The sequence below is a fragment of the Hoylesella enoeca JCM 12259 genome, assembly GCF_000613405.1.
In the GTDB taxonomy this organism is placed as follows: Bacteria; Bacteroidota; Bacteroidia; order Bacteroidales; family Bacteroidaceae; genus Prevotella; species Prevotella enoeca.
Map to the genome: position 1 here is coordinate 60,585 of NZ_BAIX01000002.1, position 21,242 is coordinate 81,826.

Consider the following 21,242-nt stretch of genomic DNA (forward strand, 5'->3'; position numbering starts at 1 on the left):
GAGCTTCTTGTTTATCGTCGCTCTTGAAAGAATTGCTGCATCAGAGCGCGACACTCATCCGCTAAGACTCCCCCGGTCACTGTGGCCTTGGGATGCAAGGCCTGCGGCGCAAACTGTCGGTAGCCGCGCTTCTCATCACCGGCGCCATAAACAATACGCTTAAGCTGTGCCCAACCAATGGCCCCCGCGCACATCGCGCATGGTTCGATAGTGACATAGAGCGTGCAACCGTTCAGGTATTTACCCCCCAACGCATTAGCGGCGGCCGTTATCGCCTGCATCTCGGCATGGGCAGTCACGTCGCATAAGGTTTCCGTGAGATTATGGGCACGCGCAATCACCCGACCATCGCACACCACCACAGCTCCCACAGGAATCTCTCCGGCTGCCCGGGCCGCTTCGGCCTCGACAAGCGCCTTCCGCATATACACTTCGTCTTGATCTTTCTGATTCTCCATATCCATCATGAGTCTTTGATCTTTGCGGTGCAAAAGTACGCAAATATATTAGGAAATAAAGCCGTAGATCCGATTTATTCTTCCCCCAGATAGAATGTCTTTCTCACAATAAAATCGTATCTTTGCCACTAAAAACAGGCTATGGCGCAACATAACGAACTGGGGAAATGGGGCGAAGAGCAGGCGGCGGCCTTCCTGAAAGACAAGGGGTACACCATCTGCGACCGCAACTGGCGAGACGGGCATCGCGATCTGGACATCGTGGCGCTCAATGAAGACCAGACGACAATGGTGTTTGTGGAGGTGAAGACCCGCACTTCCGCCGAATTGCAAGAGCCGGAAACGGCCGTAGACAAGAAAAAGATCCGGAGTATTGCCAACGCTGCCCATCGCTATCTCAAGCAGTCGGATGCAGACTATGATGTGCGCTTCGACATCATTTCGGTTACGGGAACCGATCACTCCAACGTGAAAATCGACCACATCATCAACGCTTTCAACCCACTTCTGACATGAGATGATGAATACCAAGATACTTCGATTCAAAGAAATAGACTCCACCAATCGCTTCCTCTGCCATTATCAGGCGCCCGAAGGGGAAGAGATGACCGTGGCAGTGGCCGACTTCCAAACAGCGGGATGCGGCATGGGCACCAACACCTGGGAAAGCCAACCCGGACAGAATCTCCTATACAGCATCCTCGTCCATCCCCACACACTCCCCGTCAGGCGCCAGTTCCTGTTATCAATGGCCCAGGCCGTGGCGCTGAAAGAAGTGCTTGACGAATACACCGACGGCATCACGGTGAAATGGCCCAACGACATCTATTGGCACAACCAAAAGATCAGCGGCACGCGCATCGACACCGCGCTGTCTTCGCAGGGGATCAAAGACTTTATCCTGGGCACGGGGCTGAACGTCAATCAGCGTGCGTTCCGCAGCCAAGCCCCCAACCCCATCTCGCTCTGCCAGATTCTGGGGCATCCCGTCGACCGAGAACAACTGTTCCAAAAAGTGATTGCGGCTTTCGAGCAACAGTATGCCCTGATCACCGACGGCGCTTACGCACAAATCTCGGAACAATATCACGATGCCTTATACCGAGCCGACGAACTCCATGCCTATCGTGACCGAGACGGCACATTCCGCGCAGCCATCCAGCGTGTCGAAGACGACGGGCACCTTCTCTTGCGCGATTCGGCGGGCACACTCCGCCGATACGCATTCAAAGAACTCGCATTTATCATTTAAATTCACAAGATATGACAAAGTATAAAAGAATCCTCCTCAAGCTCAGCGGCGAAAGCCTGATGGGCAACCAGAGTTTCGGCATCGATCCCGAACGTCTCGCCGACTACGCGCGGCAGATCAAGGAAGTCCACGCAATGGGCATTCAGATCGGCATCGTCATCGGCGGTGGCAACATCTTTCGCGGTTTGAGCGGCACCTCCAAAGGTTTTGATCGCGTGAAGGGCGACCAAATGGGCATGTGCGCCACCGTGATCAACTCCCTCGCTTTGAGCAGCGCCCTGGAAGCAAGCGGTGTCAAGACCAAAGTGCTGACAGCCATCCGCATGGAACCCATCGGCGAGTTTTATTCCAAATGGAAAGCCATCGAAGCGATGGAATCAGGATATATCTGCATCTTCTCGGCCGGCACGGGTTCCCCTTATTTCACAACCGACACTGGTAGTTCGCTCCGCGGCATCGAAATCGAAGCCGACGTGATGCTCAAAGGCACGCGTGTAGACGGCATCTATACGGCCGATCCTGAAAAAGATCCCACCGCCACGAAGTTTGACCAAATCACATTCGACGAGATCTACGCCCGCAACCTGAAAGTGATGGATCTCACCGCCACGACGATGTGTAAAGAGAATCACCTCCCAATTTATGTCTTCAATATGGACATCGTCGGCAATCTGAAGCGCGTCATAGACGGCGAACCCATCGGAACACTCGTCCACTAAGCGCCAGCGCGCAATACAGGAATAAAAAGGAGCACTTCCACCTTTGGGAAGCGCTCCTTTTCTCTATTTTTGATTGTCCCAATATTGGGAAACATCGTTTTCCTCATTTTTTGAGCCTCCCAACATCAGGATGCTTCATTTTTCCAGTGTTCAAGCATTCCCAACATTGGGACGACTCATTTTTTTCGTTTTCGAGCATTCCCAACATTGGGAAAGATCATTTTCCCAGTTTTCGGCGTTTCCCAACATTGGGAAAGGTCATTTTCCAGTTTTTGGCGTTTCATCCGTGGATGACGAGTCGTTTTTGCAGTTTTTTGCTCATCATCCGTGGATGAAACACTATTTCTTTCATTTTCGAGTTTTCATCCGTGGATGACGAGTCGTTTTTGCAGTTTTTTACTCATCATCCGTGGATGAAACACTATTTTTTCCATTTCCGGGTTTTCATCCGTGGATGACGAGTCGTTTTGAGAGTTTTTTGCTTGTCGGCCATGGCCGAAACGCTGTTTTCTGAATTTTGGAGCTTTCGGCCACGGCCGAAGCCCTATTTTTCCAGTTTTTCACTCGTCGGCCACGGCCGAAACGCTGTTTTTCTAATTTTTCGGGCTTCGGGACTCCCCGACAGCACATTTTTCTCCAAAACAGCCCAGCGGGACTCCCGACAGCATATTTAATCAATTGCGGGTTTACCGGGCACAAAACAATCGGTGCCCAGGATCACAATCTGCTGTTGCCCCGATCACGCCGCCATTGCTGAAAGGCCGTAGGCGTTACACGGAGTCATCTATCGCAGAGTTTCTATCAACGTTTGGATTTCTCGAAGATCTTCGACCATTTGTTGGTTTCTTCCTTTTTAGAAGACGACTGTTTCGGTTGCTGTTGGGTGGCATTGGCCGATTTCACAGGGATATTGGAACGGCCTTTCGGAAGTTTTTTGCTGAGCTTGTTGGCCGATTCCTTCTTCTCCTCGCTGCGCTGCCGCCACGCATCAATAAAACTGTAGCCGGCAGTCGATATTTCGAAATCGATCTCGGGTAGTTTGATCGGGGCATCGTTACGATACGGAACGCTTATCGTCGTGACCGGCGTGATCTCCACCGTGGTAACACCTTGGGCCAACATCCCGAGTTGTTGGGCGGCCCCCCACGAAAGATCTATGATGCGACCGCGACCGAACGGGCCACGATCTATAACCTTCACAACGACTTCCTTACCATTGGAGAGATTTTTCACTCGTAGCAATGTGCCGAAAGGATAGGTGCGATGGGCACACGTAAGGCTGTCGTGATGGATTCGCTCACCGCTGCTGGTCCGCGCTCCTGTGGCGCGCTTGGAATAAAAAGAGGCCTTACCTCGCTGCTGAGCCAACAGCGGAATAAAGCCTAAAAGCATGGTGACTATCAGAGATATAATCCTGCTTCGATAGAACACTATTTGAGTTTTTGGATTGACAAATGAATAAGCAAAAAAGTTGACGGGCAAACAAGTAGGCCGGAAAGAAATCTCCTCGTCAGCTTGTTGACCCGTCAACTCATAAACTGTATTACACGATGCCTTGCGCCATCATTGCATGGGCCACCTTCATAAAGCCAGCAATGTTTGCACCCTTGACATAGTCGATGTAGCCATCAGGCTCGGTGCCGTATTTCACGCACTGCTCGTGGATCGAGTGCATAATGTGGTGCAGACGCTCATCAACTTCCTTACCGGTCCAACCCAGGCGCAGAGAGTTCTGTGTCATTTCCAGACCCGAAGTAGCTACACCGCCGGCGTTGACTGCCTTACCCGGAGCGAAGAGGGTCTTCGATGCAACAAACTTTTCAGAAGCCTCGGCCGTGCAACCCATGTTGGATACTTCGGCCACGCATACGGGTTTGGATGCCAAGATCTTATCGGCATCAGCATCGTTAAGCTCGTTCTGAGTTGCGCAGGGCAAGTAAATGTCTGCCTTTGCTTCCCAAGGTTTCTTGCCGGCAAAGAATGTTGCCGAACGGAACTTCTCTGCATAAGGTGCGCAGATGTCATTACCACTGCTGCGAAGCTCCAACATATAATCGATCTTCTCGCCACTGATGCCGTCGGGATCGAGAATATAACCGTCGGGACCACTCAATGTGATGACCTTTGCACCCAATTCAGTTGCTTTCTTGGTAGCACCCCAAGCCACATTGCCAAAGCCACTCAGTGCCACGGTCTTGCCCTTAATGTCAATGCCCTTGGTCTGCAACATTTGATTCACGAAATAGAGTGCACCATAACCGGTAGCCTCGGGACGGAAGATGGATCCTCCCCATTCGATGCCCTTTCCGGTCAGCACGCCTTCGAATTGATGCGTCAACTTGCGATACATCCCAAAGAGATAACCGATCTCGCGTCCGCCTACGCCAATGTCGCCTGCGGGAACGTCTTCGTTGGGACCGATGTGGCGATACAACTCCGTCATAAAGGCCTGACAGAAGCGCATAATCTCGGCATCGCTACGTCCACGGGGTGCAAAGTCAGAACCTCCCTTGCCACCGCCCATCGGCAATGTGGTGAGGGCATTTTTGAATGTCTGCTCGAAGCCTAAGAACTTCAGGATAGACAGATTGACCGACGGATGGAAACGGAGACCGCCCTTATACGGGCCAATCGCGCCGTTGAACTGCACGCGATAACCGATGTTTACGTGCACCTCACCCTTGTCGTCGGTCCAAGGCACGCGGAACGTAACGATGCGCTCCGGCTCCACCATACGCTCGATGAGCTTTGCTTTTTCGAACTCAGGATGCTGATTGTAAACATCCTTGATCGAGATTAACACTTCTCTTACAGCTTGTAAGAACTCCACTTCACCCGGATGCTTCCGCTCCAGGTCTTGCATAATTTTTTCGACTTCCATTGTTAGGTAATATATTTAAGTTTAGGTAACAGGTGTCATATTGTTATTGTGACACCGCAAATGTAGTCCTTTTCCAGATAACCTCCAAATAAAAGCGGACGTTTTTTGTTTTATTATCTTACATTTTGTCAATTATCGACCGCTATTTACTTTCATCATATTTGTCGCAATGCTGCAAATTAACGCAATATATTTGACATTTGCAAGCAAAACCGTGAAAAAGGGTTTACTCGTGCGAGGTCAAAGCTGGGAAATAGTGGAAATATGGTGGCTAAGAAGTAGCAAAAATAATGCGAGCAGCAAATCCGTTTTTTTAACATAACATTAAAGGTAAGGAGGTGAAAAAGTGAAAGGGTGAAAAGAATCATCATCTCTTCACCCTTCATCCTTCTATGGCTTTTTCTTCCGCTCCTGTTTCGGCACTTTGTGATATTCCACGCCTTTCAAGTCGCGGAAATCCCTCGTTGGGACGAAACGCATCTGCGCACGCTTGATATGCTCAGAGACTTTAAAGTCCTCTGCTTTCTTCACAACCTTCGACTGAATCGACGGACGGAAGGTACCCAACGGACCAGCATCGACGATGTAGCCTTGCGCACAAAGGAAGTTCAACACTTTGCGAGCCTTGTAAAACACGGCAGCCACATCGGCCTCGCCCACCGTCGAATCCTCGGCCATCAACGCGCAGAGACGGTCAAACGGGATATGCTCCTTCTGGCAAACCAGACTGGCTACAAACACTTTCTGTCCTTTCAGTGGCCCAACGCCCATTGTTTTTTCATTTAAAGAAATGTCCATACTACTTAAATTCTAAAAGTTAATGATCAATTATTGTTCTCAAATTATCTGTCTATAAAAAAGATACTATCTCGCAGAAAAACGTAATTACATTTTTCAAAAACGTAATTACGTTTCACGCAACACGTAATTACGTTTTTTCTGCGGGATACTAACCTTTTCTCGATTCATCAATAGCGAATAAATGGGCGTACCCATCCTCTATTAGGACTACCACGCTTACCTCCACGGTTATTATAATGAAATGTTATAGCACTCCATCCCATCCAAATATAGCCTGCTTGATCAGAATAATAGCTATATTCAGAGCTGGACCAATACCACATGTTAGGAGCAGGAGCATTAGTTCCCCCAATGCCACTGTTATATCCATGCAAATCTGTGCCACCAACTAGATTAAAGGCGGCATTGACTAATGAGCCTGAAGGCCATTGTTCCGTGGCTTGATAATCACTTGTGATTGTTGGGCGATTGATAAGTCCTAACGCAGAATAAACATACTTCCATTCACCCATAGCAGGTAAGTACCATTTTTTACCAACCAAAGAACCACTCACGGGTGTTCCCGGATCATAATGACCAGCAGCATAGAAAGCTTGAAAATCAGGCGTGTCACCTTTTACTGTCACACCGTCTGTGCTCGCACTTGCATTCCAAGTCTCTTCATATCCGTTCTCCATGTTGCACAATGCAGCGAAGTTATTGGTCCGACTGACACTTTTTTGTTCTGCCAGACTCCAATTCGTGCTATAACACCATTCGCAATCATCATCGTTGTTCGCATTCTTTAAGGCAATGGCCATGCGCTTACTTTGGCTTAGAACAACACCAACAGGAATTTTTGTACCGCCACCATAGGTTGATTCTGTTATCAATCCAGTTGTACCATCACTGAATAAATAGAGAAAGTGATATAAGAGTTTCACATTGACTAAGTATGAACCATTCTGCACCATATTCAATGACGGGGAGGGATTTAAAATGAGACTTGCCCCAGCCATATTCCGTCCGTAAATCGAACCATCTGTAAAAGTCAGTTTTAATTTTGCGCCATCAGTTGTGGGGAGGAAATATTGATACCCCAGACTTGTCTTATTAGCCAATGGATAATATGTTCCAACAGATTGCCCTCCGGAGGTGTTAAAAGTGTAATTGCCTGTACTCGTAGAACCATTACTATACGTATAAGAATCTGTTGTTAAGTCATACGTAGCAATCGTAGGAACATCCCCCGCAGCATCTGCAATAGATGCCTTTGTTGCTGTAGAAATATTCATATATGCGGTTAATTTGATTCGCATACGGGCACCAACATGCTTCATCGTGAAAGAAACCTCCATCGGTGTATCGGTATTGATATTATAATTCTTGGTGATCCCAATCATTGCTTTCTCTGCATTGTCGCGAGTTATAGTCAACTGATCGCCGCTACGAGTGACTTTGTCATTGAAACAAACGAAAGTATAAATTCCGTGAGGTAGCCTAAATCTGTCTTTTGTCCCAGGATCAGGAGTAAATGTACCATAATAAACTTGCCCTTTTATTTCGCCCTTACATGTGCCGCCTTGGTAAGCAAGAATGGTATAATGACCGTTCTCCATTGCCCGAGTTGCAGCAGATGCCGTCTCGGTGGTCTTCGTTGTATCTCGCTGTACTGTTACTTCTGCGAGAATTCCATTTCCGAGATCTACCATTTGTTTTTTCACTTCATTCTTAGAGAAAGAAGCACGAGTCCCTTCAAACTCTTGATCTTCACCATAATCGGTAAAGTTCAATTTAAATTGTACTTGTTTGTTTTCAGGAGTTAAATCGCTATCCTCGTTGTGTTCATTAGTGCACGCTGTTGCAAATAATAGCATAATTGCACTCAGAGTTGTAGATAAAATTGTTGTCTTCATTGTTGTCTCTTTTTTTGTTTCAAAATATTAATCTTCTTCATATAACCACGCTCCTTTTGCAGGGGCCGCAGAAGATTCATCACCAAAATAAATAGAACCTCCTTCGTGTTCTGTTTCTGTACTCCAACCACTCTCTGTGGAAGAGGCTCCCGAATTCAGGCGAACAGATGTACAGATAAATTGCTCTGCCTCTGCTTGAATCATTTCACACTCGGGCTTCACGTAGCCCATTCTCTCTAATTGTTTTTGTTTCATATTCTCTATGTTTTGAATGAATAAATCGTCATTATTTTCCCCTTTCCCGATTGGCAAAAGGGCATGAAAAGAGGAACAAAGGGAACTCTCGTGAGCCCTTTGTTTATAGGAGTTTAGCCGTTCTCTTACGCGCGCGCGTAGGCGAAGACTTAAAATGGTGTCACGCCAGGTGTAATGTGTGTGTGTGTGTGTGTGTTAAGACTTTTTCCGAGCTGACCAAATATAAAGCGTTAAAAGATGCAAGAGAATTGGTGTTCTTTTGCATGCTTTTGTGATTGTTTATATTTGCTCTTGCTGTCATTCTCAATTGTCAATTATCAATTAACGGCGGCAAAGGTAAGTAAAGTTTCTTAAAAGAGCAAATAAATTATCGACAAATTGAATGTGAAGCCTTCAAGAATCTGCCAAGACTCTTAAAGGCTGCGCATTATTTACGGATTTGATCTAGCGCTTGACGGATGTCGTCCAGAATATCTTCGGCATCCTCAATTCCCACAGAAAGGCGGATCAGATCTGGTGCAATACCGGCATCTTGCAACTGTTTGTCGGTCAGTTGGCGATGCGTATGACTGGCGGGATGCAACACGCAAGTGCGCGCATCGGCCACGTGTGTCACGATGTTGATCATTTCCAACGAATCCATAAACTTGATGGCTGTGTCGCGATCGCCTTTCAAGCCGAAAGCAATAACGCCACACGATCCGTCGGGCAAATATTTCTGTGCCAATGAATAGCAAGAATCATCTTTCAATCCACTATAATGTACCCACGCCACACGCGGATCATCATGCAAAAACTCAGCCACACGTTGCGCATTTCTGCAATGCTGCGGCATACGCAAATGCAGTGTTTCCAATCCCAGATTGAGCAGGAATGCGTTTTGCGGAGCAGGAATCGAACCGAGATCGCGCATCAGTTGAGCCACGATTTTGGTGATATATCCCATCTTCCCAAACGCTTCGGTGTAGGTGATACCATGATAAGAAGCGTCGGGCGTGCACAATCCGGGGAATCGTTCGGCGTTGGCTTGCCAATCGAAATGGCCGCTATCCACAACGACCCCACCCACTTGCGTGGCGTGTCCATCCATATATTTAGTGGTGGAATGCGTCACAATATCGCATCCCCATTCAAAAGGACAACAGTTGATGGGCGTGGCAAACGTGTTGTCGATGATCAACGGCACGCCATTGCGATGCGCGATACGAGCAAATTTCTCGATATCAAGCACGCGACAACCCGGATTCGAAATGGTTTCTCCGAAAAGCAGCTTGGTATTCGGCTGAAAAGCACGTTGGATTTCAGTCTCGTCGGCTTCGGGATTAACGAACGTACACGTAATGCCCAACTTCTTCAAAGTCACGCCGAAGAGATTATACGTGCCACCATAGATTTCATTCGAGACCACGATATGATCGCCCGCCTCGCAGATATTAAACACAGCGTAGAAGTTAGCAGCCTGTCCGCTGGACGTCAACACGGCTCCGACGCCCCCTTCCAAGGCTGCAATTTTCCGCGCCACAGCATCGTTTGTGGGATTTTGCAGCCTCGAATAGAAATATCCTTCTTTTTTAAGATCGAAGAGCATAGCCATCTCTTCGCTGTCGTCATACTTGAAAGTGGTGCTCTGGACGATGGGCAACACTCTCGGTTCACCGTTTTTCGGTTCCCAACCGGCCTGCACACACAAGGTGGATCTACGTAAATTCTTTTTCATCTCATTCCTGTTTAGTGGTTGAATGCGGGTACAAATTAAAAGAAAAAACTTCAATTGGACAATAAAATCATTAAAAAAGCTGTTTATTGCAACGCTATGAACATTATTTCTCACCTCTTTCCCCTCTTTCTCCCGAAGCAGATCGCTCACCAACAACACACAAAGCATGCACAACTGACATCTTACGCCTTATTCAACCAACCGTTAATCGCCGTGCAACTAAGCGTTAATCGTCGTGCGTTTAACCGTTAGTTGGCGTGCGATTAACGGTTAAACACATCCCCCTTGATAACTCCCCGTAAAATCAAGACATATCAACAAATTGATAACAGATCAGCCAAAAAACTCTTGATTTGAATCAAGAAACATACGAAAGACGAATATTTTTGATCAAAACACTTGCATGGTATTGCGAAAAGCCATATCTTTGCATCGTGTTTTTCATGGTATTAGATTTAAGGTTAATAAGGTTGGGACTCAGCGGAGCCCCTTTTTTTTATGTCCACGAGTCACCCAACCGCAGTTTCATTGACAAGTATTTGTCGATCTGAAAGATATGCCTTATTTCTGCCACCACGGTTACAGCGACCACTGTCATACTAAACCAAGCTGGTGAAGTTTTATAACCGCCAATGAGAATAAGAACGAAATAAAAACAAACGACAGGATAATGAGCTCAAAGAACAACCCAAACAAACATAGATTCAACCATCATTCCCATTCTTTTTATACCTCATTTCGACTTGCATCAGTGTTGCTGACACTTGCGTTTTCAACCTTTCTGTCGGTTTCTGCCAAACAAGTGACAGCGCGACAAGCACTCAACATCGCTCGGAAATACATCACACCCGATCGTCGTTCAACCGTTGTCCCACAGACACGAAACAACAGACAGCCGGCGATCAAACCTTTCTATGTCTTCAACGACGCACGAGGCAAAGGCTTTGTGGTGGTTTCGGGCGACGACGCCATGGGTGAAGTGCTCGCTTACAGCGATACAGGTGCGCTGGACACCACAGTTGCCAATCCCGGTGTGAAGTTGTTGTTGCAAGCCTATCGAAAGTGTTTCGCACACTTGCAACAGTTTCCTGCCGCATCCAAGGCTGTTACCCGGACATCACGTGCTTATAAAATCGTGGCTCCACTGCTATCGTGTAAATGGAATCAGACATACCCTTACAATAAGAACACGGGCTACACATACACGGGATGTGTAGCAACGGCAATGGCACAAATGATGTATTATCACCAATGGCCAACCCAGGGAAAAGGCAAAAGCACCTATACTGTGGTGTCTGACAATCAAATGAAGCATGCAGATTTCAGCAAATCCCACTATGACTGGGCACACATGAAAGACATTTACGACTATCATCACCCGTCCACCGACATTGAGAAAGAAGCCGTTGCACTGTTGATGAGCGACATCGGCATAGCTACCAAAATGCAATATACGGCCTATGCGAGCGGCACTTACGATCAAGAGGCTGAGCGTGCCTTTCAAAACAACTTCGATTATACCACTGCCTTTGTTACAAGGAGTGATGAAGGTACGGCAGATTTTACTGAAATTGTGCGGCAAGAGCTGCTCAACGGTTTCCCCGTTTACCTCTCGGGCTATTATAGCTTAGGCTCCAACGGACATGCATGGGTGACTGACGGACAAGACGAGAGAGGTTTGTTCCACATGAACTTCGGCTGGGGCGGACAGAGCAATGGCTATTTTTCGCTTACAGCAACTGATGTTGCACAGAGCGGAGGAGAGTTTGGCGGACGCCCGTTATCATTTAGAGTGGGCTTGATTGCTATTTTGGCGCACCCCAATAAAACAGACATCAAAGCGATAGATCCCTCTTTATTGGCCGACAGTCCTAAGTTAAAGTTCAACTTGGAAGGTAGTCTTACCTTGCCGAAAGGCAGTGCAAAAACTTTTAATGTGGCAGATATGCCGGCCGTGGAAATGACTTATTTCATCAACAAAGGCAAAGGATTCAAAGGCGATATAGGTGTCGGCATCTTTGATATGGAGGGAAAACTGCTCACGCCCTGCCCTTCTGACGACTACGCTACGGGTGGATTTACGCAGCGAATGTATGCAAAATACGACGACGGTATCATGAAACGCGATTATCTTATCAATGTTCCGCAGAAGATAAAAGTAGATCTTTCCAATCTCTCAGACGGTTACTATCAACTCCTCCCAATCTGTGTGCCTAAGAAAAACGATGGCAGTTGGGGCGAATGGATACATATGAAGTTGGCTCCTCGCATGATAGTTGAAATCCGCAATCATACAGTTCGCGTGGCAGAAGAGGACTTCATCACGGCTGGATTTCAGTTCTCCGAACAACCGTCGACAACACATTTCAAACCAGGAAGCGAAGAAGTGGCATATTTCTCCATCAGAAACAAAGGTGGATTAGAGCGCACTTGCTACGCTAAATTGCAATTGCTGGACACCAACGACCATGTTTCATTGGAAATCCGACAGCAACAGAAGACTGCATTCACAGGATTCGACACCACTCTATTGCCTTTCACCATCAATATTCCCACTTCATTCACAGAGGGAAAATACCGGATCAAACTGGAATTAATTGAAGAAAACGACATCGGAATCGATAATCCCGCAGCCGAACGTTATGTTGTGAGCAAGGTGTATGATAAAGACGACACTTTCTTTGATATCTCATTGCTGCCCACCGGCATAAATCATGCGACAACAACGCACGTTGACGTTATCAACAACGGCCCAATACTGACCATACGCGGCAGTGGATTGCAACAGGTCAAACTATTCGATCTGAACGGCAGATTGCTTAACAGCACCCCTATCGTTGGCCAAAGCGAGATCACGCTCTCACTCGCTGGCCTTGCACAAGGCGTATATGTCGTGCAGATTACAGACAACGGACGCACCCACACGCGACGTTTCTTGAAACAATAAAACAGTTCTCGTCCTGCCACTCTATCTCTAAGAAATGCAGCACTTTAACCACTTGCTCGTCAATTTGCCGCTGATTGCCTTGCGAAAAGCCGTCAATCGCCTTGCGAATAATATCTATTTGAACGGCGGAAAGACATTAAACGGAAACGTAGACAGATTGATTGTCTCGTCGGGCATAACCAAACGCATTGAGCATGACAGGCCATTAACTAATCTTTCAAGTAAATATGTCAAGACAATCTGATTATAACAACCAAATCAAGAAACTCACTAGCGAGATCGGTTTACTGCAACATCGCGATCGATTTTTCATCATCGGCGAAATCATTTCATTTTTAGCGATGATCGGTTTCATCGTTTTAGATACGATATTGACCGATGCCGCATGGACATTAGTCTTGTCGGCATTATCATTAGCAGCATATATCGTGATTCGGAAAATGGATGTTCGCACAGGCGAAAAAAGACAACAACTGGAAGACTTGCGCACAGTCTATATGAATGAGATAGCCGGTGCAAACGGTGATTTCAGCTGTTTTGATGCCGGCGAACGCTATATCGACCCGCATCATCCTTTCACTTTCGATCTCGATATCTTCGGGCGCGATTCGCTTTTCAATCGTCTCAATCGCACGATAACCACAGGTGGTAGCGACCATTTGGCCCAATGTCTGTCACTTTTACATCCAATCAATCGATCGGAAACCATTAATGAGCTTGCAAAAGACCATCTTTGGTGCGCTAAGTGGATGTCTTTTGGAACGCGAATGCATATTAATTCAAACGAGATCAAGCGCGTACTAACTGCTGCAAATGCTGTAAAGGTTGTTTCAGGAGCTGATTCCATGCTGCTATTGATCATCGCTTATGCTCTGATCACAGGCCTTTTCGTCTCCATTTTACTGTCTGTGGCGGGGCTGGTGACTGTCAATATCCCGATTTGGTGGGGGTTGTTGCAATTCTTCGGAGTGTTTTTGCTCACCAAGCAGGCACTCGGGCGCATCTCTAAAAACGTCAACACACTGCATAAACAATTGAAAAAATATATTGACGTAATACACCATTGTGCCGACAAAAAGAACATCCCGCCAAGCGCAGCAGCCCATTTCGAATCTCTTTCAGAAGCAATTCTGTCGTTCGAACAACTCAATCGCGTGCTCAATGGACTTGATCGACGGGGCAATATACTGGGCTTGTTTCTTGCAGACGCATTCTTTCTGAGCGATTTTTTCCTCATCCGAGGATTCTTGAAATGGCAAACGGCCTACCTTGATAGGATCAACAGCTGGATCAACAGCGTGAGTCTGATCGACACTTGGGTGTCAATGGCCACGTTCCGATATAATCATCCCGAGGCGGGACATGCTGAAATCATTGATTCGGATGAGGTTGTTTACGAAGCAAAAGGGCTATATCATCCATTCCTCGGACCGCAAGCTGTGCGTAATGATTTCGTCATTCGCGATGGAAATTATTATCTAATCACGGGCGCAAACATGGCTGGTAAAAGTACATTCTTGCGTTCTATCGGCGTGAATTATGTGTTGGCGCTGAACGGGATGCCCGTTTTTGCCGATCAAATACGCGTTTCGCATTTCGCATTATTCAGTAGTATGCGGACCACCGATGATCTCACGCACGGCATTTCATATTTCAATGCCGAATTGTTACGGCTCCAACAGCTCATCGACTATTGTCAACGGCAACCGCGCACATTGATTATTCTCGACGAAATACTGAAAGGTACCAACTCATTGGATAAACTCAACGGTTCGCGTCTGTTCCTTCAAGCCATAACCCAACTGCCCGTGAGCGGCATTATTGCCACGCACGACCTCGAATTATCTAAAATGAGCGAAGCATTTCCTACTCGTTTCCACAACTATTGTTTTGAAATCGAACTCGGAACTGCTGTCACTTACACCTACAAAATCACTCCTGGCGTAGCCCGTAATCAGAATGCCACGTTCTTGTTAAAACAAATGCTGCAACGGATAAACGCAATAAACCTCATCAATTAAATCTGGTTTTAGCTTCTTTACTTTGTTTCATAAACAAAAAGAATTATTCTTGCAGTGACACTTTACAGATCTATAACAAAACGGATCTGGCTCTTTTGAAATACCGTTAACATTCTATGTAAATATGTTAAACCCTCATCCAAAACAGCAAATAAAACATAAAAGACATTCGTTTATAACATTTAGAGTTGGAGTTATTACAAAACTTACCTATATTTGCAACGTGTTTTTCATAGTATTAGATTTAAGGTTAACAAGGTCGGGCCCAGCGGGGCCCATTTTTTTATGCTTAATTGAAAAGCACCCCCCAATCAATTCAATAATGAATGACTTCGTTTCATAAGCAGTTTCACCTTTGATCTACATTCGATTAATCAACACGGGCGAAATACTTCGCCATGACCTACCTTTCTATTCAACATGGAGTTGAAAACATTCTGCCCCATTAATCAGCCTATCTATTCACTCGCGATCTGACCATCTGAGCAAATTCGAACTCCCATTAGATGTAAATCGCATTCTCATCAATGATTAAACGCAATGCACCTAACCGTTATTTGCACAATTGGAAGAAAACGATTACATTTGCAGTTGACATCAAAAAGAAAAAGAATAGACGCATGAACAACGAACAATATGCACAACTGCTGGTTGAACATGACATTAAGCCAACAGCCAACAGGATCGTTATTGCACGCGCTTTGGCATTGGCCGATCGCCCGATGTCGATAAGCGAACTCGAAGAAAATATTCTTACAATCGACAAATCAAATATTTTCCGTGCGTTGACATTATTTAAAGAGCATCACCTTGTGCATACAATCGAAGACGGAAGCGATGGAGCGCGGTTTGAATTATGCCGTAGTCACAGTTCAGGAGAGGACGAAGACGTACACGTTCATTTCTATTGCGAGCGCTGCCACCGTACATTTTGCATGGAGAATACACCTATTCCCACCATCAAATTACCCGAAGGCTACCAGATGACAACCATCAATTATATCGTCAAAGGCTTGTGCCCAGAATGCAACAAATAAGCCTTTAAACAGTAAGTCGATAAGCATTCGAGTCCGTTTAACCCCAATCACTTATCGACTTATCAACTATTGGCACATTGATTTTCAATCAACTCATCCTCGAATCATCGTTATCGACATCTTGAAACGCTCGTTGGCATTCACAGCATGACGTGCACCCGCAGGGATAATGATCATTTCGCCTGCCTTCGGATGATAGAGTTCATCCTCAATCATAATCTCCGCCACGCCATCGATGATATTCAAAACCGCATCATAAGGCGCCGTGTGCTCGCTCAATCGCTGTCCTTTGTCAAAGGCAAACAATGTCACACTCCCAGCATTCGAGTGTATAAATTCTTTGCTCACAATACCATCTTCGGCATAATCAATCAACTGATTAGGTACCAAAACAGTCTTTTTCGCAATTTTGTTGTCCATTGTCATCATATTTTAATTAGTGAATCATATTTCTATTTGCATCACGAGCAAACTCCATACCAATTTATTCTTTCAACCACCAACTATCATATTCGTGCACAAAAATATAAAAAGAAAAAGACTTGCAACATTTCCTTGCAAGTCTTTCTTACTGTTTGTAGCGGGGGTGGGACCCGAACCCACGACCTCCGGATTATGAATCCGACGCTCTAACCAGCTGAGCTATCCCGCCATTAGCGGCTTATTAGCGGGTGCAAAGGTAAAACAAAGTTTTTGAATAGCAAAAAAAATCAGTAGTTTTTTGCTGTGATCTTCGAAAAAACGGCTATTTTTGCAACTGATATACGATGTTGTATCTACCCAAACCGAATATGAATAAGCAAACAATACGCATTGAAAGAGAGTTGAAATCAAGTTCTTTACCGATTATTTGGAATATTATCAGTACGCCGGAAGGACTTTCTAAATGGTTGGCCGACGAAGTAAGCCAAGACGAAAACAAATTATTCTTCACCTGGGGGAAGTCGTGGAGCCATCACGAAACAAAGTCTGCCACTATCGGCGAGGCCGTCAGAAACAGCCATTTCAAATTTCATTGGGACAACGAAGACGATGGAAACACATTCGTTGAGCTGCGAATAGAGCGTGGAGAACTAACCAACGACCATATTCTCATCATCACAGATCATGCTGAAACGGATGAAGTGGACTTCCTCGAAGGACTTTGGGAAGATAACTTAGAGCGTTTGCACCGCACTTGCGGATTATAAAAAAGAAAGCGATAAGACGCTGAAGTATGTCCGAAAAATATTAAGTTGTCAACCCGGAAGCACGCAACCATTTGTCAAAATATTTGGTCAAATAACCCCGCCAATACTTCGATATTTTCCAACGAAATTGTCATCGAATGGAAATACGCGAAATATGAGAAATTTACAAGATGCTGATTATCATGAGCTTGTATTTATTTGATAATCGACTTCACCTGAAAACACAAGTAAAAAGGCTGTTATCAAGCCTGCAAAAGACCATTTCCCTCTGGCTCACAAACCATTTTTCGGCTTCCAACTAACCGTCTATTGCTCTGAGCAAGACAACAACCTGTCTCCAACTCTGCGTTTCTCATGTACAAAATAGGCATTCTCCATTCCAGAATGCGACATAAAGCAAGAGCACTTTTGTTGTGATTTTTCATATTTTCTATCACTGGTCAACAAGCAGAAAATGCCTGTCGGAATTGCAGACGATCTGGCGACAAATTATAAAAAACACAAAATAGAGGCGTTTCTAATGTTTTTATACTAAATTTGCAAACCGATCTTTGCATCGGACCAACAACTTGGAAAGGTCATGTTTCGTATAAAGAAATTAGATATATTCATCGCACGCCAATTTGCTCTTTTATTTGTGGGCACCTTCTTCATCTGTCAGTTTGTGCTGATGATGCAGTTTCTGTGGATGTATATCGACAAACTGATCGGAAAAGGACTGTCAATGGAGATCATGGCACAGTTCTTTTGGTATATGGGACTGATGCTTGTGCCGCAAGCCTTGCCACTGGCCATTCTCCTGTCGTCATTGATCACATTCGGAAATTTAGGTGAAAGTTCTGAGTTGACTGCTATCAAAGCCTCCGGGACATCGCTGATGCAAGCGTTCAGATCGCTGATTCTCTTATCGACTTTAATCAGTATCGGATCGTTTTATTTTCAAAACAACGTTGGTCCGGAAGCTAATATGAAGATCGCACAGCTGCTGATTTCTATCAAACAGAAGAGTCCGGAGGTGGAAATACCCGAAGGAATTTTCTATGATGGCATCAGCGGCACTAACATTTATGTGCAGAAAAAGGATGTGGAGACCGGAAAACTGTATGGCGTGATGGTCTATAAGATGTCGGCCAGCTACGAAGATGCCACCATTATATTGGCAGATTCGGGAATGTTGCAGTCTACGGCCGAGAAGAAACACCTGATCATGACGCTTTGGAGCGGCGAATGGTTTCAGAACATGCAGTCCAGTGCGCTTGGAAATACAGCTTCCGTGCCCTATCAACGAGAATCGTTCGTGACGAAACGGATCGTGGAAGACTTCGATGGAGATTTCAGTTTGACAGACGCCACATCGCTTTCAAACAATGCACGAGCTAAGAGTTTGGCCAAGATTCGCATGGATATCGACTCGCTGAATCACGAATTCGACAGCATCGGACGGGCATATTATCAAGATTTCAAACTGTTGCTGTCGCACACCGACAGCCTGCCGAAAGTAGATTCCATGCGGGCTGTCAAAATGGCTAAGGCCCAATCATTTGACTATGATTCGTTGTTTGACAAACTGCCGGTAGACAAACGGCTGGAAGCTGTGAACTATGCGCTCAGCCAAGTGCAGAATGGCGTGAGCACACTTGAATTTAAAAGTTTGGTCACCGACGACGGCGACTATATCATCCGACAGCATCAGATCGAACGAATCAATAAATTCACCGTCGCACTCTCGTGCTTGATATTCTTCTTTATCGGTGCTCCGCTGGGCGCGATCATACGTAAAGGCGGCCTGGGCGTACCCGTGATCATCTCCGTCTTGGTGTTTATCGTCTATTACATTTTAGATAATTCGGGTTACAGAATGGCTCGCGGAGGCATGTGGGCAGTATGGTTCGGCAAAGGACTGGCCCCCGGCGTGCTCATCCCTATTGCCATCTTCGTAACTTATAAAGCCAATAACGACTCGGTGGTGTTCAATTTCGATCTTTACCGCGACCTCTTCCGACGAATGTTCGGACTGCGTGTGAAACGCCATTTCTTCGGTAAAGAGGTGATCATCAACGATCCTGTCTATCACGAAGATGCACTGCAACTGAGACAGATCACACAAGAAATTCGGACGTATTCAAAAGAACACAATCTGCGAACAGCCCCAAATGTTATCAAAGTATTCTTCAAATATCAGCCCGATCATGAAATCGAGCGTATTAATCAATCGTTGGAAACAGTGATAGAAGACTTGTCCAATACGAGAGACAAACAGATCCTCAAAGATCTGAGCGCCTATCCCATCCTTGCAGTTAAGGCTCACACTCGGCCGTTTGAGCACAAATGGATGAATGTTGTGGCAGGAGTTTTCCTGCCTGCGGGCATTTTCATCTATCTGAGAATGTGGCGTTTCAGACTTCGGTTGTTGCGAGATCTGCGCACAATTATGCAAACCAACAGCGATATTATCACCAGAATACAAAAGAATCAATGATCTGCCAGTCATTCTCAAATTATAAAGAACCCAAAGAATATTAAGCTGAAACACTATGGAAAAATCCAAATTAAACAGCGTCGAAGAAGCTGTAAAAGATTTTAAAGATGGTAAATTTGTAATCGTTGTTGATGATGAAGATCGCGAAAACGAGGGAGATCTGATCATTGCAGCTGAAAAGATAACACCGGAAAAAGTAAACTTCATGTTGAAAAACGCGCGCGGAGTGCTCTGCGTACCAATAACGTTGTCGCGTTGTAAAGAACTTGATCTGCCTCATCAAGTGATGGACAACACTTCTATGTTAGGAACACCTTTCACTGTCACCGTAGACAAACTGGAAGGATGCACTACCGGTGTGTCGGCTCATGACCGTGCCGAGACTATCAAAGCGCTGGCCGATCCCACTTCTACGCCTCGCACATTCGGCAGACCGGGTCATATCAATCCGCTCTATGCGCAAGACAACGGCGTATTGCGGCGTAGCGGTCACACAGAAGCGGCCATCGATCTCTGTAAAATGGCCGGTCTCTATCCCGCCGGAGCTTTAATGGAAATCATGAACGACGACGGAACAATGGCCCGTTTGCCCGAACTCAAAAAGCTGGCCGAGCAATATGACTTGAAGATTATCTCTATTAAAGATATGATCGCGTACAGATTAAGAACAGAGTCATTGATAGAAGTGGGTAACAAAGTGGATATGCCCACAAAGTATGGGCATTTCAAACTCATCCCTTTTCGACAGATCAGCACGGGCGTAGAACACATGGCGCTGGTGAAAGGAGAGTGGGAACCCGAGGAATCGATCTTGGTTCGCGTGCATTCATCCTGCGCTACGGGCGACATTCTCGGTAGTATGCGTTGTGATTGCGGTGAACAGCTCCATAAAGCGATGCAGATGATTGATAAAGCAGGCAAAGGCGTGCTGATCTACATGCAACAAGAAGGTCGCGGAATCGGATTAATGAATAAGATTGCAGCCTATAAATTACAAGAGGAAGGTTATGATACGGTGGAAGCCAACGTGCATCTCGGCTTCAAACCCGACGAACGCGACTACGGTTGCGGCGCTCAAATGCTCCGTCATCTCAACGTACACAAAATGCGACTGATCACCAATAACCCCACCAAACGAGTGGGATTAGAGGCTTACGGACTGGAAATCGTCGAAAATATACCCATCGAAATCGAGCCGACCCCCTATGATTACCGGTATCTTAAAACCAAACAAGAACGCATGGGACATCATCTTCACCTGCAATAAGCCGTTATCTCTGTCTGCAATAAGTGCTAAGAAGATGCTGTTTAGTTCGCAATCTGTCACGAATTGAGTGCTTTTCATGAAATAATTACACATACCTTGCGTTATAACAGATAAATTGCTTACTTTTGCAAGATAACAATCATAAAAAATCAGAACCATATATGAGCATTCAACAAACGTCACTCAATATCATCATCCCTACATCTATAAAAGATCGATGCAAGGTAAAAGTATAGCGGTCGTCCATAAAAAATCGAGAGACACTCCGTTAAAACTTCTTAACCAGAGTTCGTTTTAAACATGAATTTACTATCTTTGCCTTG

18 protein-coding genes and 1 tRNA gene are annotated in these 21,242 nt (G+C 45.7%); 10 read left to right on the forward strand and 9 right to left on the reverse strand.

Annotated features, from left to right (window positions below; all coding sequences use genetic code 11):
- Positions 1–11: 11 nt before the first annotated feature.
- Positions 12–458: a nucleoside deaminase gene (locus tag JCM12259_RS01015; RefSeq protein WP_025065084.1), complete on the reverse strand. Its 447-nt coding sequence runs from the start codon at positions 456–458 to the stop codon at positions 12–14.
- A 141-nt stretch (positions 459–599) separates the two neighbouring features.
- Here JCM12259_RS01015 and JCM12259_RS01020 point away from each other — a divergent pair, with 141 nt between their 5' ends.
- From JCM12259_RS01020 to pyrH, 3 genes are read left to right on the forward strand one after another with little or no spacing between them, the layout of a single operon-like run.
- Positions 600–974 (forward strand): YraN family protein, encoded by a 375-nt coding sequence (locus tag JCM12259_RS01020; RefSeq protein WP_025065085.1) that lies wholly within the window; start codon positions 600–602, stop codon positions 972–974.
- Between the two features lies 1 nt (position 975).
- A complete protein-coding gene (locus JCM12259_RS01025; protein WP_234396498.1) occupies positions 976–1,710 on the forward strand; it encodes a biotin--[acetyl-CoA-carboxylase] ligase in 735 nt (244 codons plus the stop codon).
- Between the two features lie 11 nt (positions 1,711–1,721).
- Positions 1,722–2,429, forward strand: coding sequence for a UMP kinase (gene pyrH, locus JCM12259_RS01030; protein WP_025065087.1), 708 nt, complete (start codon positions 1,722–1,724; stop codon positions 2,427–2,429).
- Positions 2,430–3,230: 801 nt separating this feature from the next.
- On the opposite strand, the gene JCM12259_RS01035 is transcribed toward pyrH, so the two are convergent.
- The 6 genes from JCM12259_RS01035 to JCM12259_RS01060 form a co-directional block, all read right to left on the reverse strand.
- On the reverse strand, positions 3,231–3,821 hold the full coding sequence (locus JCM12259_RS01035; protein ID WP_172792986.1) for a septal ring lytic transglycosylase RlpA family protein: 591 nt from the start codon (positions 3,819–3,821) through the stop codon (positions 3,231–3,233).
- A 151-nt stretch (positions 3,822–3,972) separates the two neighbouring features.
- Complete coding sequence (gene gdhA / locus JCM12259_RS01040) at positions 3,973–5,310, reverse strand: NADP-specific glutamate dehydrogenase (protein WP_025065089.1); 1,338 nt, start codon at positions 5,308–5,310, stop codon at positions 3,973–3,975.
- Positions 5,311–5,700: 390 nt separating this feature from the next.
- A complete protein-coding gene (locus JCM12259_RS13075) occupies positions 5,701–6,108 on the reverse strand; it encodes an HU family DNA-binding protein (RefSeq protein WP_036888344.1) in 408 nt (135 codons plus the stop codon).
- A 170-nt stretch (positions 6,109–6,278) separates the two neighbouring features.
- Positions 6,279–8,006: a fimbrillin family protein gene (locus JCM12259_RS01050; RefSeq protein WP_025065090.1), complete on the reverse strand. Its 1,728-nt coding sequence runs from the start codon at positions 8,004–8,006 to the stop codon at positions 6,279–6,281.
- A gap of 27 nt (positions 8,007–8,033) precedes the next feature.
- Complete coding sequence (locus JCM12259_RS01055; protein WP_025065091.1) at positions 8,034–8,261, reverse strand: hypothetical protein; 228 nt, start codon at positions 8,259–8,261, stop codon at positions 8,034–8,036.
- A gap of 427 nt (positions 8,262–8,688) precedes the next feature.
- A complete protein-coding gene (locus JCM12259_RS01060) occupies positions 8,689–9,978 on the reverse strand; it encodes an O-acetylhomoserine aminocarboxypropyltransferase/cysteine synthase family protein (protein ID WP_025065092.1) in 1,290 nt (429 codons plus the stop codon).
- Positions 9,979–10,780: 802 nt separating this feature from the next.
- Here JCM12259_RS01060 and JCM12259_RS01065 point away from each other — a divergent pair.
- The 4 genes from JCM12259_RS01065 (at position 10,781) to JCM12259_RS01080 (ending at position 15,983) form a co-directional block, all read left to right on the forward strand.
- A complete protein-coding gene (locus tag JCM12259_RS01065; protein ID WP_234396499.1) occupies positions 10,781–12,925 on the forward strand; it encodes a C10 family peptidase in 2,145 nt (714 codons plus the stop codon).
- Positions 12,926–12,959: 34 nt separating this feature from the next.
- Complete coding sequence (locus JCM12259_RS01070; protein ID WP_025065094.1) at positions 12,960–13,169, forward strand: hypothetical protein; 210 nt, start codon at positions 12,960–12,962, stop codon at positions 13,167–13,169.
- On the forward strand, positions 13,153–14,946 hold the full coding sequence (locus tag JCM12259_RS01075) for a MutS-related protein (RefSeq protein WP_025065095.1): 1,794 nt from the start codon (positions 13,153–13,155) through the stop codon (positions 14,944–14,946). The genes JCM12259_RS01070 and JCM12259_RS01075 overlap by 17 nt, the downstream gene beginning before the upstream one ends.
- Positions 14,947–15,566: 620 nt before the next feature.
- Positions 15,567–15,983, forward strand: coding sequence for a Fur family transcriptional regulator (locus JCM12259_RS01080; RefSeq protein WP_025065096.1), 417 nt, complete (start codon positions 15,567–15,569; stop codon positions 15,981–15,983).
- Between the two features lie 93 nt (positions 15,984–16,076).
- Here the strand turns inward: JCM12259_RS01080 and JCM12259_RS01085 are convergent, their stop codons facing one another.
- Complete coding sequence (locus JCM12259_RS01085; RefSeq protein WP_025065097.1) at positions 16,077–16,403, reverse strand: cupin domain-containing protein; 327 nt, start codon at positions 16,401–16,403, stop codon at positions 16,077–16,079.
- Positions 16,404–16,561: 158 nt separating this feature from the next.
- Positions 16,562–16,635: transfer RNA gene (locus JCM12259_RS01090), tRNA-Met, on the reverse strand.
- A gap of 139 nt (positions 16,636–16,774) precedes the next feature.
- Between JCM12259_RS01090 and JCM12259_RS01095 the strand changes: the two genes are divergently transcribed.
- From JCM12259_RS01095 to JCM12259_RS01110, 3 genes are all read left to right on the forward strand, one after another.
- Positions 16,775–17,173, forward strand: a complete 399-nt coding sequence (locus tag JCM12259_RS01095) for an START-like domain-containing protein (protein WP_025065098.1) — start codon at positions 16,775–16,777, stop codon at positions 17,171–17,173.
- A gap of 580 nt (positions 17,174–17,753) precedes the next feature.
- Entirely contained in the window at positions 17,754–19,652 is a 1,899-nt protein-coding gene (locus JCM12259_RS01105) for an LptF/LptG family permease (RefSeq protein WP_025065099.1), read from the forward strand.
- Between the two features lie 55 nt (positions 19,653–19,707).
- A complete protein-coding gene (locus JCM12259_RS01110; protein ID WP_025065100.1) occupies positions 19,708–20,919 on the forward strand; it encodes a bifunctional 3,4-dihydroxy-2-butanone-4-phosphate synthase/GTP cyclohydrolase II in 1,212 nt (403 codons plus the stop codon).
- Positions 20,920–21,242 lie beyond the last annotated feature (323 nt).

Coding starts and splice junctions, on each gene's coding strand:
- JCM12259_RS01015 (WP_025065084.1), bottom strand. CDS start 458: ATGGAGAATCAGAAAGATCAAGACGAAGTGTATATGCGGAAGGCGCTT.
- JCM12259_RS01020 (WP_025065085.1), top strand. CDS start 600: ATGGCGCAACATAACGAACTGGGGAAATGGGGCGAAGAGCAGGCGGCG.
- JCM12259_RS01025 (WP_234396498.1), top strand. CDS start 976: ATGATGAATACCAAGATACTTCGATTCAAAGAAATAGACTCCACCAAT.
- pyrH (WP_025065087.1), top strand. CDS start 1,722: ATGACAAAGTATAAAAGAATCCTCCTCAAGCTCAGCGGCGAAAGCCTG.
- JCM12259_RS01035 (WP_172792986.1), bottom strand. CDS start 3,821: ATGCTTTTAGGCTTTATTCCGCTGTTGGCTCAGCAGCGAGGTAAGGCC.
- gdhA (WP_025065089.1), bottom strand. CDS start 5,310: ATGGAAGTCGAAAAAATTATGCAAGACCTGGAGCGGAAGCATCCGGGT.
- JCM12259_RS13075 (WP_036888344.1), bottom strand. CDS start 6,108: ATGGACATTTCTTTAAATGAAAAAACAATGGGCGTTGGGCCACTGAAA.
- JCM12259_RS01050 (WP_025065090.1), bottom strand. CDS start 8,006: ATGAAGACAACAATTTTATCTACAACTCTGAGTGCAATTATGCTATTA.
- JCM12259_RS01055 (WP_025065091.1), bottom strand. CDS start 8,261: ATGAAACAAAAACAATTAGAGAGAATGGGCTACGTGAAGCCCGAGTGT.
- JCM12259_RS01060 (WP_025065092.1), bottom strand. CDS start 9,978: ATGAAAAAGAATTTACGTAGATCCACCTTGTGTGTGCAGGCCGGTTGG.
- JCM12259_RS01070 (WP_025065094.1), top strand. CDS start 12,960: ATGCAGCACTTTAACCACTTGCTCGTCAATTTGCCGCTGATTGCCTTG.
- JCM12259_RS01075 (WP_025065095.1), top strand. CDS start 13,153: ATGTCAAGACAATCTGATTATAACAACCAAATCAAGAAACTCACTAGC.
- JCM12259_RS01080 (WP_025065096.1), top strand. CDS start 15,567: ATGAACAACGAACAATATGCACAACTGCTGGTTGAACATGACATTAAG.
- JCM12259_RS01085 (WP_025065097.1), bottom strand. CDS start 16,403: ATGGACAACAAAATTGCGAAAAAGACTGTTTTGGTACCTAATCAGTTG.
- JCM12259_RS01095 (WP_025065098.1), top strand. CDS start 16,775: ATGAATAAGCAAACAATACGCATTGAAAGAGAGTTGAAATCAAGTTCT.
- JCM12259_RS01105 (WP_025065099.1), top strand. CDS start 17,754: ATGTTTCGTATAAAGAAATTAGATATATTCATCGCACGCCAATTTGCT.
- JCM12259_RS01110 (WP_025065100.1), top strand. CDS start 19,708: ATGGAAAAATCCAAATTAAACAGCGTCGAAGAAGCTGTAAAAGATTTT.